The following is a 14242-nucleotide window of genomic DNA, read 5'->3' as shown; positions in this document are numbered from 1 at the left end:
TTATACCACGATGAGTACACCAAAATACGATTTATTAGAAATCGACGGCTTGCAATATAAAACCCAATTCACCGAGAAATTCATTCATCGGAAACAATGGGAAAAACCCGATCCGGGAGCCGTTATCACGTACATACCGGGATCTATCATCGATCTGTACGTGAAAGAAGGTCAAGAAGTTAAAGCTGGAGACTTGCTTTGCCTCTTGGAAGCCATGAAAATGCACAACAAAATATTGGCTCCAATCAGTGGCACCATCACAAAAATCCATGTCAATAAAGGAGATAAACTTCCTAAAGACGCTTTAATGTTTGAAATAAAATAACTTCAAAGGCTGCCGAATCGGCAGCCTTTGACAAATATCCGATTATGAGTTTCTTCAAAGCCTTGAACATCGTCAAAACCTATGCAAACCACAAGGCATTGGATGACGTGTCAATCAATATCCCGGAGGGAGCCATCTACGGGCTACTAGGCCCTAATGGAGCCGGAAAAACTTCCTTAATTCGAATTATTAACCAAATCACAGCCCCTGATTCAGGAGAAATATTTTTCAGAAATGAACATCTGCAACCGTCTGATGTCAACCGGATTGGTTACCTTCCGGAAGAGCGAGGACTCTACAAAAAAATGAAAGTCGGAGAACAAGCCGTTTACTTGGCTCGCTTAAAAGGAATCAGTAAACACGAGGCGATCGTCCGTCTTAAAATGTGGTTCGAGAAATTCGAGATTGAAGCTTGGTGGGATAAAAAAGTAGAAGAACTATCCAAAGGTATGGCACAAAAAGTACAATTTATCACCACGGTACTTCATGAACCGGAATTGCTGATTTTTGACGAACCCTTTAGCGGTTTCGACCCCATCAACGTTGAATTACTGAAACGGGAAATTCTCGAATTACGCAAGAAAGGAACAACCATCATCTTTTCCACACACAACATGGGATCGGTAGAAGAAATCTGTAGCCATATCGCCTTAATCAACAAATCACGCAAGATCATCGAGGGACCAATCAATCAGATTCGTGAAAAGTATGCCAGTAACACATACCAGCTCAGCTGTCGTTACAACCCAGAATTCTCACCCGCACAAACAATCGGCTCAGAATTCGAGATAGTATCTCAACGTGTCGAAGGAGACCGTCAGGATATTATTTTGCAACAAAACACTTATTGCCCGGCAAACACCCTTTTGTCAAGAGTCCTGCCCCAAACAGACATCATCTCTTATCAAAAGATCATTCCCAGCATGAACGATATCTTTATAAAACTCGTAAAAGAGCAAGCCTAAATAATTTTTAGATTTATGATTTCAAATTTTAAATTAAAATAATTATCCCAGATTGAAAATCAGAATGACGTTTCCCAAACCTCATTTTCAATTTTCAATTTTCAATTTTCAATTAAAATGAACAAGATACTCATTATCATAAACCGGGAATTTACCACAAGAGTCCGTAAAAAGACCTTCCTTGTCGTCACCATTTTTGTCCCGATCCTGTTCGCGTTATTCTACGCTTTCCTCATGTGGATGCTACTACGAGACGACAGCCAAGAGCGTACAATTGCCGTTATCAACGAATCAACGTTAGAAACCCCGCTTCAAAAAATCAATAACACGAGTTTCACGTATATCGATCAGGAGATACCGGAAACAGACTATATTGATTTTCTGAAAAAGAACGATTTTTACGCCATTACCCGCATCCCGGCCAATGTCATGACCCATGCCGAAATCCCGGTATTCTCAACGTCTCAAGTTCCCATGGAATTGAAAAACGAGATTGCATCACAATTACGCCAGAAAATAGAAACTGTCAAACGTGCTGAAGTGATCGCTAAAACTCAGATGCCGGATTTGGAAACGGAATTGGATGCCACCAAAACTCCCGTACTGGTGAGGACATTACTTGTCACGGACACTGGAGATGCCAAAGAAAGTTCGTCCGAAATCACGTCAATTATCGGACTGGTTGCCGGGCTAATCATCTACTTCTTTATTTTCATGTATGCCTCTCAAGTAATGAAAGGTGTTATCGAAGAAAAAACTAATCGGATTATTGAAGTGTTAGTTTCTTCGGTAAAACCCTTCCAGTTCCTGTTGGGAAAGATTATCGGTGTGGCAGCCGTGGGACTTGTACAATTTTTGATATGGATTGTTTTGGGAGGAGGTATTATTTTAATTTCTCAAGCTTTCTTCATGCCGAATCTTGACTTGGAAGCTTTAAAAAATGCCAACGACCTAAATATGTTTGCTCAAGGAACGGAAATTAACCCCGAACAATTGGCAATCATCCAAAATCTGGTAAAAACCATTGATCCCATGTTTATCTTGAAATTTGTGGGAGCCTTCTTATTCTATTTCATCGGAGGATATTTATTATATGCATCATTATTTGCCGCCATTGGAGCAGCCGTTGATAATGAAACGGACTCCCAGCAATTCATGACCCCTCTGTCTATCATTCTGGTTGTCGCCCTTTACATCGGTGTTGCTGCCATGAAAAGCCCCGAATCACCCATGGTATTCTGGAGTTCTCTCATCCCATTCACCTCTCCGGTCGTCATGCTTGTACGTATACCGTTTGGTGTTCCTGCATGGGAAATCATCACTTCAATGGGTTTACTCGTCGGTTCCTTCCTTTTCTTCACGTGGTTATCCGGTAAGATTTACAGGGTAGGTATCCTCATGTACGGGAAGAAAGTCACATGGAAAGAATTATACAAATGGCTTCGCTATAAAGCATAAGAAAAGCGACTCTTTCGAGTCGCTTTTTTATTGAGTCCAGTCTTATTAGATCTTGTGGATTACCATTCCAGAACGAAGTTTCGGCTCGAACCAAGTCGTCTTCGGAGGCATGATATTACCGGTATCGGCAATATTGATCAATTGCTCCATAGAAACAGGATACAAAGCGAAAGCCACTTTCATCTCGCCATTATCAACACGACGTTTCAATTCACCCAATCCGCGAATACCGCCCACGAAATCAATCCGTTTAGAAGTACGCAAATCTTGAATATCTAAGATGTCAGCCAATACATGGTTAGAAAGGATCGTTACGTCCAATACTCCGATCGGGTCATTATCATCGTAACTTCCCGGTTTAGCCGTCAATTTATACCATCTTCCGCCTAAGTACATGCTGAATTCATGTAATTTAGCCGGGTGGTAAATCTCCGTACCCATATCTTCAACCGTGAAATGTTCACCCAATTTAGCCAACAATTGCTCTTCGGTCAAACCGTTCAAATCTTTTACAACACGGTTGTAATCAATGATTTTCAACTGATGATCCGGGAAGTGAACAGCCATGAAGAAATTATATTCTTCCGTACCATCGTGGTTCGGGTTCTTTGATTTGAACTCGGCACCGATACGAGCAGCAGCAGCAGTTCTATGGTGTCCGTCAGCAACATACGTGTAAGGAACTTTTGTTGCAAATAATTCCTCCAAACGTTTGTTGGTCTCCGGGCAGTTGATAGCCCAAAAGTGATGACCGAATCCGTCCTCTGCCACGAAATCATAGTCAGCTTTCCTACTCTTCACGATGTCCTCAACAATAGCGTCGATTTCCGGAACAGCCTTGTAAGCAAAGAATACCGGTTCCAAGTTAGCTTTTACATAACGGGTCAAGATCATACGATCCTCTTCCTTATCCGGACGAGTCAACTCGTGTTTCTTGATAATTCCGTTCATGTAATCCTCACAAGCGGCACAACCTACGATACCATATTGAGTTCTTCCGTCCATAGTCTGGGCGTAGATATAAAATTTAGCATCCTCATCCTGAACCAACCATCCCTTTTCCTGAAACATATTGAAATTCTCCACGCTCTTGTTATAAACAGTCTCGGAGTGAATATCAGTTCCTGCAGGGCAGTCAATCTCAGCTCTGGTAACATGTAATAATGAACGAGGTTTTCCTGCAGCCATTTGTGCGGCTTCCTCTGAATTCATCACATCGTAAGGTAGACACGCCAATTCCTCACAAACTTCTTGAGATGGTGTACGTAATCCTTTGAATGGTTTTACTATTGCCATAAGTATATTTATGATTTAACGATTTACGATTTAATGATTCCAACCACACAGATCCACGCTTCAAATAGCGTCGTGAAAAATCACAGAATCATAAATCGTAAATCTAAAATTGATTTATTTGTTTACTCTGAATTTCTCGTCACCTTTCTCTATGAAGTTCACGATCTGGTGAGCAGCAGCCAATCCTGCGTTAACGTTAGCCTCTTCTGTTTGAGCGCCCATCTTTTTCGGGGTAGCGAAGAAACGGCCTTCGAATTTGCTGAAACAATCACAATCCGGAGCGATATCCGTGATATAGTGGAAATCAGCTCTTTCTTCCATCAATTTAGCCAAACCTTCCTCGTCGATAACTTCCTTACGAGCGGTGTTCACCAAAACAGCCCCCTTCGGCATATCTTTCAACAAATCATAATTGATTGATTTCTTGGTTTGTTCTGTTGCCGGGATATGCAAAGAGATGTATTGACACATCTTGTACATTTCCTCAGCTGAATGTAACGGGGTTGCCCCGGCATTTTTGATTTGCTCATCAGTCATGAACGGGTCGAAAGCGTAAACTTCCATTCCGAATCCGCGAGCGATACGTCCAACGTTTTGTCCAACGTTCCCGTAAGCGTGGATACCGATCTTCTTACCTTTCAACTCGGAACCTGATTTTCCGTTGAAGAAGTTACGAGCCATATAAACCATCATACCGAAAGCCAACTCGGCCACAGCGTTTGAGTTTTGTCCCGGAGTGTTCATAGCCACAACATTGTGAGCAGTACAAGCAGCCAAGTCGATGTTATCATATCCTGCACCGGCACGAACGATTACTTTCAAATTCTTAGCAGCCTCGATTACTTCTTTGGTAGCTTTGTCTGAACGGATGATCATAGCGTCAACATCAGCAACGGCAGCGATCAACTCGTCTTGTGAAGTATATTTTTCTAATAAAACTAACTCATATCCTTGAGCCTCTACGATTTCTCTGATTCCGTTAACGGCAACCGGAGCAAACGGTTTATCTGTAGCGATTAATACTTTAGTCATGATAATTACAATTTTAAATGAAAAAAGATTTACGATTTCAGACCATCATTGCCTTCATTTTCATGAAAGACAATTCTACATCCGAAATCGTAAATCGTCAATTATTAGATATGTTTTGCTTCAAATTCTTGCATTGCAGCAACCAAAGCTTTCACGTCTTCGATTGTACAAGCGTTATAAGTAGAAGCACGGAATCCACCTACTGAACGGTGTCCTTTCAATCCTACCAAGTTTTTAGTCTTAGCGAAATCAAGGAATTCTTTCTCCAATGACTCGTATCCTTCTCTTAACAAGAAAGGAATGTTCATTCTTGAACGAGAACCTTCTTTTACAACCGGACGGAATACTTTGCTTCTTTCCAATTCAGCATAAAGCATGTCAGCTCTTTCGATAGCTAATTTCTCCATAACTTCAACACCACCCATTGCTTTTACCCATTTCAAGGTTTCTTTCACCCCGAAAATATTGATACATGGAGGAGTGTTGTACATTGATTCTTTATCCACGTGAGTTTTGTATCTCAACATAGTCGGGATCATTCTGTCTGCTACCACGTTGTTCAAGAAATCATCTTTAATGATCACGAAGGTAACACCGGCAGGTCCGAGGTTCTTCTGGCATCCACCATAGATCATGGCATATTTAGACACGTCAACCGGACGGCTGCAAATATCAGAAGACATATCACAAATCAAAGGCACCGGAGAAGTCGGATCATAGAAAATTTCCGTACCGCGGATCGTGTTGTTTGAAGTGATGTGCATGTAATCCACGTCTGAAGGAATCGTGAATTCAGGATAATAAGTAAATCCATCAGCCTCAGAAGAAGCAACGATTTCAACTTCACCCCACATTTTAGCCTCTTTAATAGCTGCAGTTGACCAAGTTCCGGTATTTACATAGGCAGCTTTCGTTTTCAAGAAGTTGAAGGGGATCATGCAGAACTGCATACTAGCACCACCACCCAAGAAAAGAACCGAGTATCCTTCCGGAATATTCAATACTTCTTTGAACAAGGCAACAGCCTCTTCGTAAACAGCTTGAAAATCTGCAGAACGGTGAGACACTTCCATGATTGATTGTCCCGTGTTACCGAACTCTAATACTGCTTTTGATACATTTTCCAATGTAGAATCCGGCAATTTACATGGTCCGGCATTAAAAATGTGTTTTCTCATCTCTAAAATATTTAAGTAGATAATTAATTAAAATCTTGTTTGCAATCGCGTTACAAAGATGCAAAATAAGTCCATATAAAAGACTTTTTTCCGTAATTTTTATTCGTTTTTATTACCGCCTAATAATCAACAGCTTCAACATCTTCGAAAACGTTTTTGCTTCTATAAAAAGACTAAGCACCCGTTCCCGGGTGCTTAGTTATCGTCTAGCTCAAAAGCACCCGACTAAAAGAACGGGGTCTTGACAATTTTAGCTTTCAAAGCTTTGTTTCTTACACGAATGAAGATCTCCGTATCCAGCTTGTGGAAACCACTCTTCACGTATCCCGTACCGATTGACTTCCCGGTCCAAGGAGAAACAGTTCCGGAGCAAACTACCCCGATCTCGTTTCCTTCTGCATCCTCGATTACGTATCCTTGGCGAGCAATACCCTTATCTTGAAGTTCGAACGGCTTCATGTAACGGCTCGGCTTATCCGCTTTCATTTTTTCATGATAAGCACGGTTAATGAAATCATTTCCCGGCACGAATTTCGTGATCCAGCCCAAACCAGCCTCGATAGGAGAATGATCATCGTCAATTTCGTGTCCGTACAAGCAGAAACCTGCTTCCAGACGCAAGGTATCACGAGAACCTAACCCGGCAGGTTTGATTCCGAATTCAGCCCCAGCCTCAAACACGGCATGCCAAAGTTTCTCGGCATCTTTCACGTATGCATAAATCTCGCAACCACCCGCCCCGGTATATCCGGTCGTGGAGAAAATCACTTTATCGATTCCTGCAAACGGGATCTCTTGGAAAGTATAATATTCCATATCTACCACGTTAGCTGTGGTTAATTTTTGCATTGCTTTCAATGCCAAAGGACCTTGAACAGCAAGCTGGCAAATATTATCAGAAGCGTTTTCCAAATCGGTATCCACGTTCATACCTAATTCTTTTGCCCATTTCGTACACCATGCCCAGTCCTTCTCGATATTGGCCGCATTCACAACCAACAAATATTTCTCGGCGCTGAAACGATATACCAAAAGGTCATCCACGATACCTCCCGTTTCATTTGGGAAACAGCTATATTGAACCTTGCCATCCGTAAGAGCCGCCACATCGTTAGAAGTAAGTTTCTGTACCAATTCGAAAGCTTTCGGGCCTTTTACCCAAAATTCACCCATGTGAGAAACATCAAATACACCCACTTTTTCACGAACCGTGTTGTGTTCGTCTTTAATACCGGTATATTCAATCGGCATATTGTAGCCGGCAAAAGGAGCCATTCTTGCCCCAAGCTCCTCATGGAAATGTGTAAATGGAGTAGTCTTCATTTTTTATATCGTTTAAATATTCATTATATTATAAAGTATAACAATAACACTCTGCAAAGTTAAAACTTTTATTGTTCTTGCCTACCCTTTCTAAAAAAATATTAGCACGTCAATTGAATCTTCGAAATCAGAAACAAACCGCCCGTAAACTTATTTGCAATCTCGGTAAAAATGATTACTTTTGCTTAATTCAACTGTGAATAAATTTACTACATATTAATCCTTAGAAACTAATTAAACAATGATTCTAAAAGTAACAGAACAAAATGGTATCACCATTGTCGAATTCGTAGACGTGACTCGTTTCACGTTAGCGTCGGCTGACGAAGTGAAAACGGAACTTAGACCTTTGTTAAATAATAAAGATTGTCGAATGCTCTTCGACTTTCACGACATTGAATTTGTAGATAGTAGCGCCATCGGTTGTATCATCGCTCTTTTCAAAACAGCGAAAAGTGTCGGTTCCAGCCTGAAACTTTGTAACCTCACACCGGAAGTGTTGAAAATATTTGAACTTTTGCACCTGCAAGTGATCTTCGACATCACCGGAACCCGTGAAAGTTGCATGGCAGACTATGCGAAATAAAAGATAAAGCCTCCCTTTCAGGAGGCTTCACTTTTTATCAAGCTATCGTCAGACAAACGCTATCCGATGCAGCCTTTCCATTTTTCGTGGTAGCAAAAGCATATCCTTTCACATTCGCAGGATCCCACTCTTCCGGCAAGGATTCACTCGTGTTCCCGTTCTCTCCACGAGCTCTCAACAAAATAAGCTTACCTCTCTTCAACACGGTTTCGTACAACACGGCATACACCTGATCGTCAGCAGAAGAATAACCTTCCTCACAAATAATTTTTAATTGTATTACGTGTATTTCTCAACCACGAACATCATAAGGAAACAAAAAGAGCAGCCCTGTCGAATTTCTACGACAGGACCGCCCGGAATATATTCTTAGTAAAAAGACCTATACGTAATTAGTCACCCAAAGTAGCAACCATCACAGCCTTGATCGTGTGCATACGGTTTTCTGCCTCGTCGAACACGATGGAGTTCTCTGATTCGAATACTTCCTCGGTTACTTCCAATCCGTTCATTCCGAATTGTTTGTAAACGTCACGACCTACTTGGGTTTCCAAGTTATGGTATGCCGGCAAGCAGTGCATGAATTTGCAGTTCTTGTTTCCAGTCAATTCCATAGCTCTCTTATTCACTTGGTACGGGGTCAACAATTTGATACGCTCTGCCCATACTTCTGCAGGCTCGCCCATAGATACCCATACGTCAGTGTACAAGAAATCGCAACCTTTCACACCTTCTTCTACATTATCCGTGATAGTAACAGTAGCGCCAGTCTCTTCTGCAATAGCCTTGCAAGTAGCAACCAATTCTGCATCCGGTTGCAATTCTTTCGGAGCAACAATACGAACATCCATACCCATTTTAGCTCCACCTACCATCAACGAGTTACCCATGTTGAAACGAGCATCACCAAGATAAGCGAAAGTCACTTTATTCAACGGTTTGTCGGTATGCTCCATCATCGTTAAAAAGTCTGCCAGAATCTGAGTCGGGTGGAATTCATTGGTCAAACCGTTCCATACCGGAACTCCTGCATAACGAGCCAATTCTTCAACAATATCCTGAGCAAAACCGCGATACTCGATACCATCAAACATACGTCCCAATACGCGAGCCGTATCAGCCATAGATTCTTTTACTCCAATTTGAGATCCGGAAGGACCAAGATAAGTTACATGAGCACCTTGGTCATAAGCTGCAACTTCAAAAGCGCAACGGGTTCGAGTTGAAGTTTTCTCGAATATCAAAGCGATATTCTTACCTTTCAAACGAGGTTGCTCGGTGCCGGCATATTTTGCTTTCTTTAAATCAGCAGCCAAATCCAACATGTATTTAATCTCTTTCGGAGTGAAGTCTAATAACTTCAAAAAGTTTCTGTTTCTCAAATTAAAAGCCATAACTTTATTTATTTTAGATTTATGATTTTAAATTTCAAATTGAAAAATAACAAGCATCTTTCTTTTATAAAAACGGTCAAAAATAATATATCCTAACGAAAACTAAAACCAATTCTTAGTTTTAAATTCTCAATTATCTTCTGTCATCCTCGTATTCCATTGTAATCTTGGAACCATATCTCCGATCTTCCAACTTGGTTGCCTCCGTGATAACGGATTTTTGCCCTCCGGCTTTCACGAAGCGCAAACAAGCCCGAATTTTCGGGGCCATACTACCTTCCGCAAAAACTCCCTCTTCCAAATACTTCATCGTATCGGCATAATCAAGGAATTCCAATTTTTTCTCTGTTGGTTTCTTGTAATCCTTATAAATATAAGGCACATCCGTCAAAATATAGAATTCATCCGCTTTTACACGGGTTCCAACCATGGCTGAAGCCAAATCCTTGTCGATTACCCCTTCGATCGGTTGAATATCACCTTTCTCATCAATATATACCGGAATACCACCCCCACCGGTCGTGATCACGATGTTTCCTTCACGAGCCAAACGCTCTACCAAATCAGCATTCATAAAATCTTTCGGATCCGGCGAAGGAACCACTCGACGCCAACCACCTTCTACCTTGATCTCTTCTTTGAACACCCAACCTTTCTCTTGAGCTAATTTATCAGCCTCATCCTTCATGTAAATTTTTCCTACCCGTTTGGTCGGATTCTGTAAAGCCGGATCGTTCTTGTCAACAATCACCTGTGACACCATGGAGATCACGTTACGTTGCAGCCCGTGTTCTTTCAAGATATTACGTAAATTACGTTCAATCATGTACCCGATTTGTCCTTGCGTGAAAGCCACACAAACATCCAATGGCATAGCGGCATTGTCATATTTCTCCACACCGGCAGCGTTATCCATCAAAACGTTTCCAACCTGAGGACCGTTTCCATGAGAAATAATCAGATTATATCCTTCTTTTATTAAATATACCAAATTCTCCAAAGTGTCGATGGTATTGGCATTTTGCTCTTCAATAGTACCTTTTTGATTTCCTCTCAAAAGAGCATTACCTCCCAACGCGATAACTGCTAATTTTTTTTCCATTACTCGTATTTTATTTATTATCTTCTTTTCTATTCGAAAAATTCTGCGTTCACAAAGCTAGCGAAATTAGTTATACAAAAAATAGGTAAAATCCTTTTTTATCAAAACATAAAACACTGTAAATCAAATTACTGTATAAATATTCTCCCCGTTTTTATAAATATGCAGCGTAAAAACCGGACTTTTGACCATTCGGAAAAAATTTATCATTTATTTCTCTTAACCGTCTCTTTTTTTGTACCTTTGCGATATGCAAAACGAAAACAAACTATCATCAAGAAATTTGTTCCAGCGATTTGCAAACAAATACACTTTCGTGGGGCTGTTATTTGTTATCTGGATCGCTCTGTTCGATAAATACAGTTTTATCGATCGGTTACAGTTGCGTTCAAAAATCAACCAATTGGAGAACGAACAAAAGTATTACCGGGAGAAGATAGAAGAGGACAAACGTAAGAAAGAAGAGTTGTTGGGAAACCGGGATAACCTTGAGAAGTTTGCTAGAGAGCAGTATTTAATGAAGAAAGAAAACGAGGATATTTTCATCATTGTAAAGGAATAATCGATTGGGAAGAATTATTGCTATTGATTACGGGAAAAAGAGAGTGGGCATAGCCGTTACCGATCCATGCCAAATTATTGCCAACAGTCTAACCACGGTCAGATCACATGAGGTATTGCAATTTTTGCAGGACTATTGCTCGAAAGAGAAAGTAGATTTGATTGTCGTGGGACATCCAAAGCAGATGGACAACACGGATTCGAAAAGCATGACCTACATCAAACCTTTTCTTACCGCTCTCGGTCGTAAGCTACCGGATATACCCATCGTTATGTATGACGAACGTTTCACTTCCGTACTGGCCCACAAAGCCATGATTGAAGGTGGGGCAAAAAAGAAACAACGTCAAGACAAAGCGATAATCGATGCTATTAGTGCCACGATTATATTGCAATCGTATATGGAATCACAAAGAAATCTGAATATTTAAAAATGCTTTTACCTATTTACATTTATGGACATCCGGTTCTTCGGAAAGTTTCCGAAGACATCACCCCGGAATATGCGGGATTGAGTAAATTACTCGACGATATGTGGCAAACAATGTACGAATCAGATGGAGTCGGACTGGCTGCCCCGCAAATTGGAAAAAACATTCGTATTTTCGTGATCGACGGCTCCCCGTTCGAGGAACTGGATCCGGATTGCAAGGATTTTAAAAAAGCTTTTATCAATGCGCATATCTTAGAGCGTTCGGGAGATGATGTACCCTTCAATGAAGGTTGCCTAAGTATTCCCGGTATCCATGAAGATGTTATGCGAAAAGACCGGATAAAAATTGCCTACCGGGATGAAAACTGGGTGGAACACGTGGAAGAATTCACGGGAACTCGCGCCCGCATTATCCAGCACGAATACGATCATCTGGATGGGATTGTCTTCACGGACCACCTGTCTGCATTGAAAAAACGTTTACTCAAAGGAAAACTGAATAACATCAGTGCCGGAAAATTCAAACAAAGTTACAGGGTAGTATTACCCAAGTAAGTTTATAAGGTCCGTAAGGTTCATAACATCCATGAATTCTTCGGACCTTATCTTGTTTGAGCCAGTCAATCATTCAATTTAAAATCTAAAATTTGAAATTAGTTTGCGTCCTATTTACTGGCATAGATTTCCTTTTCTCTTTCTCGTGATCCCGTTGATCTTGGGAATTACTGCCAGTCAATATTTATCAAGCTTTCCTTCGACATTCATTTTAGGTGTCATTATTATATCTTTTTCCCTGCTTTTCATTATCCAGAAAGTTCGTTCCGGACTTCCGTTTGTACTACTCGCTTTTACCGGACTTTTCTCCACGGGGATATATCTATCGGATACCAAGACACCCCCGATCATTTCAGGCGAAACTTATCAATTAACAGGACGCTGCAATCAAATTCTTTCCCCCGGAAAGCTTGTTATCTCCTCACCTCATTTATGCACGTATTTACAAATTCCAGATTCCATGAAAGTCTCGGTTGGGGATTCCCTTTCCGGGCTGATAAGATTATACCCTTTACAAACCTCACATAATCGCCATGATTTCAATTACAACAACTACTTACAACACCAAGGTATACAGGCCAAAGGCTTTCCGGTTGGTGAAATCCATAAAACCGGACACTCGCAAGACCTTTATTCTGTGTGTCACATGATTCGAAATAACTTAGCAACTAAACTACAACAGGTCATCCCAGATAGCACGACATACAAGCTATTAGCAGCTCTTTGCCTAGGATGTAGACAAGAAATTACTTCCGCCACGAAAGAACTATTCCAAAACACGGGAACGATTCACATTCTTGCCATATCAGGATTACATATAGGAGCCATATTCGCATTTTTCTTGTGCCTATTAAGGTTATTCCATTTTAAAAGTAGAAAATCCCGTTTGATTCTGATTCCGCTAATATGGTTCGTCGCCTGCATTACCGGCCTCTCCCCCTCTGCTTGTAGAGCAGCAACCATCCTAAGCTTTATTACGATTGGAGAGGCATTCAAGCAAGAAACAATTCCCTCGAATGCCATTGCCGCTGCGGCCTTTTTTTCACTTCTTATCAATCCGGAATTACTCTATTCTGTCAGTTTCCAAATGTCATACGCGGCCTACACCGGAATCATTTTAATTTACCCGTTGATGCAAATTAAAAAGATGCACAAGTTCATTCGCCCATTATACACGCTACTTTGCATCAGTTTTTCTGCACAGATCATGACACTACCCATCATGGCTTATTATTTCCATTCCATCAGTTTGAACAGTATCTTCATAAACCTTATCGCAGTACCCACCGCATCTTTTCTTTTATATGGAGGAATCATGCTACTTGCATTACCGGGATTCATCAGTTTTTACTTGTCATATATCATCATAGGTCTAGCACACCTATTTATTTTCAGCCTACAACTATTTTCCAGAGTCGTGATAAACTTACCGGATTTATACCCAACGGCAACTCACGTCATACTATTTTACCTCATCATCATCCTTAGCATCATTTATTTAATCACGAGAAAACGTCACGTCCTTAGATTTATCTGTTATAGCATGAGTATATTGCTCATTTTTCATGGCTGTTTCACGTACTATATCCAAAACCATCAGGAAATCGTGATTCGTAATCTCTACAAACATTCTGCTATTTTATTGAATTACAAGGGTTATTACACTTACCTCAAAACCACGAATCCCGATGACGGTTTGTCCACTTATATCACAGCCAATCACTTACAAGCTTTACCCACCCATGAGGCTTTTGTCGGACAACAAATAAAATTCATTCGGAATCACCTGTCATCTCCTCAATGTTCTATATCAATAATTGACCACACTTACCCTACATTTTCGAATGAAGACATTGTCATCATTACCGAAAATATTTACCCACCCGACTCACTCAAGTTCCATCCGCAGCAAATTATCATGGACAACTCGAACACGGGTCGCTGCACGCAAGCTTGGCAAAAGTTCTGTCTCAAGAACCAGATCCCGTTTTTCAAGACAAGCGAAGTGGGAACAATTATCTTGAAAATATAGGT

At 40.8% G+C, this 14242-nt stretch carries 15 protein-coding genes; 8 read left to right on the top strand and 7 right to left on the bottom strand.

Going from position 1 to position 14242, the window contains the following annotated elements; all coding sequences use genetic code 11:
• Positions 1-10 precede the first annotated feature (10 nt).
• From QVC79_RS17000 to QVC79_RS16990, 3 genes are all read left to right on the top strand, one after another.
• Positions 11-325 carry an acyl-CoA carboxylase biotin carboxyl carrier protein subunit gene (locus QVC79_RS17000; protein WP_270595668.1) on the top strand — a complete coding sequence of 105 codons (315 nt, stop codon included), beginning with the start codon at positions 11-13 and terminating at the stop codon, positions 323-325.
• Between the two features lie 44 nt (positions 326-369).
• Entirely contained in the window at positions 370-1290 is a 921-nt protein-coding gene (locus QVC79_RS16995; RefSeq protein ID WP_124316053.1) for an ABC transporter ATP-binding protein, read from the top strand.
• A gap of 117 nt (positions 1291-1407) precedes the next feature.
• Positions 1408-2748, top strand: coding sequence for an ABC transporter permease (locus QVC79_RS16990; RefSeq protein WP_124316052.1), 1341 nt, complete (start codon positions 1408-1410; stop codon positions 2746-2748).
• Positions 2749-2793: 45 nt separating this feature from the next.
• Here the strand turns inward: QVC79_RS16990 and QVC79_RS16985 are convergent, their stop codons facing one another.
• The 4 genes from QVC79_RS16985 to gcvT form a co-directional block, all read right to left on the bottom strand.
• Positions 2794-4044 (bottom strand): DUF1015 domain-containing protein, encoded by a 1251-nt coding sequence (locus tag QVC79_RS16985; protein WP_124316051.1) that lies wholly within the window; start codon positions 4042-4044, stop codon positions 2794-2796.
• Between the two features lie 114 nt (positions 4045-4158).
• Positions 4159-5076: a 3-phosphoglycerate dehydrogenase gene (locus QVC79_RS16980; protein ID WP_087421602.1), complete on the bottom strand. Its 918-nt coding sequence runs from the start codon at positions 5074-5076 to the stop codon at positions 4159-4161.
• A 104-nt stretch (positions 5077-5180) separates the two neighbouring features.
• On the bottom strand, positions 5181-6254 hold the full coding sequence (gene serC / locus QVC79_RS16975; RefSeq protein WP_270595666.1) for a 3-phosphoserine/phosphohydroxythreonine transaminase: 1074 nt from the start codon (positions 6252-6254) through the stop codon (positions 5181-5183).
• A 225-nt stretch (positions 6255-6479) separates the two neighbouring features.
• Positions 6480-7577: a glycine cleavage system aminomethyltransferase GcvT gene (gene gcvT, locus QVC79_RS16970; protein ID WP_124316049.1), complete on the bottom strand. Its 1098-nt coding sequence runs from the start codon at positions 7575-7577 to the stop codon at positions 6480-6482.
• Between the two features lie 241 nt (positions 7578-7818).
• Here gcvT and QVC79_RS16965 point away from each other — a divergent pair, with 241 nt between their 5' ends.
• Complete coding sequence (locus tag QVC79_RS16965) at positions 7819-8163, top strand: STAS domain-containing protein (protein WP_124316048.1); 345 nt, start codon at positions 7819-7821, stop codon at positions 8161-8163.
• Between the two features lie 37 nt (positions 8164-8200).
• On the opposite strand, the gene QVC79_RS16960 is transcribed toward QVC79_RS16965, so the two are convergent.
• The 3 genes from QVC79_RS16960 to QVC79_RS16950 all read right to left on the bottom strand — a co-directional run bounded on the left by QVC79_RS16960 (position 8201) and on the right by QVC79_RS16950 (position 10659).
• Positions 8201-8392 carry a hypothetical protein gene (locus QVC79_RS16960; RefSeq protein ID WP_124316047.1) on the bottom strand — a complete coding sequence of 64 codons (192 nt, stop codon included), beginning with the start codon at positions 8390-8392 and terminating at the stop codon, positions 8201-8203.
• Between the two features lie 163 nt (positions 8393-8555).
• Positions 8556-9557 carry an ornithine carbamoyltransferase gene (locus QVC79_RS16955; protein ID WP_124316046.1) on the bottom strand — a complete coding sequence of 334 codons (1002 nt, stop codon included), beginning with the start codon at positions 9555-9557 and terminating at the stop codon, positions 8556-8558.
• A 133-nt stretch (positions 9558-9690) separates the two neighbouring features.
• Entirely contained in the window at positions 9691-10659 is a 969-nt protein-coding gene (locus tag QVC79_RS16950; RefSeq protein ID WP_151412190.1) for a carbamate kinase, read from the bottom strand.
• A 316-nt stretch (positions 10660-10975) separates the two neighbouring features.
• Here QVC79_RS16950 and QVC79_RS16945 point away from each other — a divergent pair, with 316 nt between their 5' ends.
• The 4 genes from QVC79_RS16945 (at position 10976) to QVC79_RS16930 (ending at position 14240) form a co-directional block, all read left to right on the top strand.
• Complete coding sequence (locus QVC79_RS16945; RefSeq protein WP_239428311.1) at positions 10976-11221, top strand: FtsB family cell division protein; 246 nt, start codon at positions 10976-10978, stop codon at positions 11219-11221.
• 4 nt (positions 11222-11225) lie between these two features.
• Positions 11226-11651 carry a Holliday junction resolvase RuvX gene (gene ruvX / locus QVC79_RS16940; RefSeq protein WP_270595665.1) on the top strand — a complete coding sequence of 142 codons (426 nt, stop codon included), beginning with the start codon at positions 11226-11228 and terminating at the stop codon, positions 11649-11651.
• A gap of 2 nt (positions 11652-11653) precedes the next feature.
• A complete protein-coding gene (gene def / locus QVC79_RS16935) occupies positions 11654-12208 on the top strand; it encodes a peptide deformylase (protein WP_087421585.1) in 555 nt (184 codons plus the stop codon).
• A 103-nt stretch (positions 12209-12311) separates the two neighbouring features.
• Entirely contained in the window at positions 12312-14240 is a 1929-nt protein-coding gene (locus QVC79_RS16930; RefSeq protein WP_287642525.1) for a ComEC/Rec2 family competence protein, read from the top strand.
• The last annotated feature ends 2 nt before the right edge of the window (positions 14241-14242 follow it).

This window comes from Butyricimonas sp. (assembly GCF_019423355.1).
In the GTDB taxonomy this organism is placed as follows: domain Bacteria; phylum Bacteroidota; class Bacteroidia; order Bacteroidales; family Marinifilaceae; genus Butyricimonas; species Butyricimonas faecihominis.
Note: the sequence above shows the minus strand (reverse complement) of the source record. Positions and strands in the feature narration are given on the sequence as shown.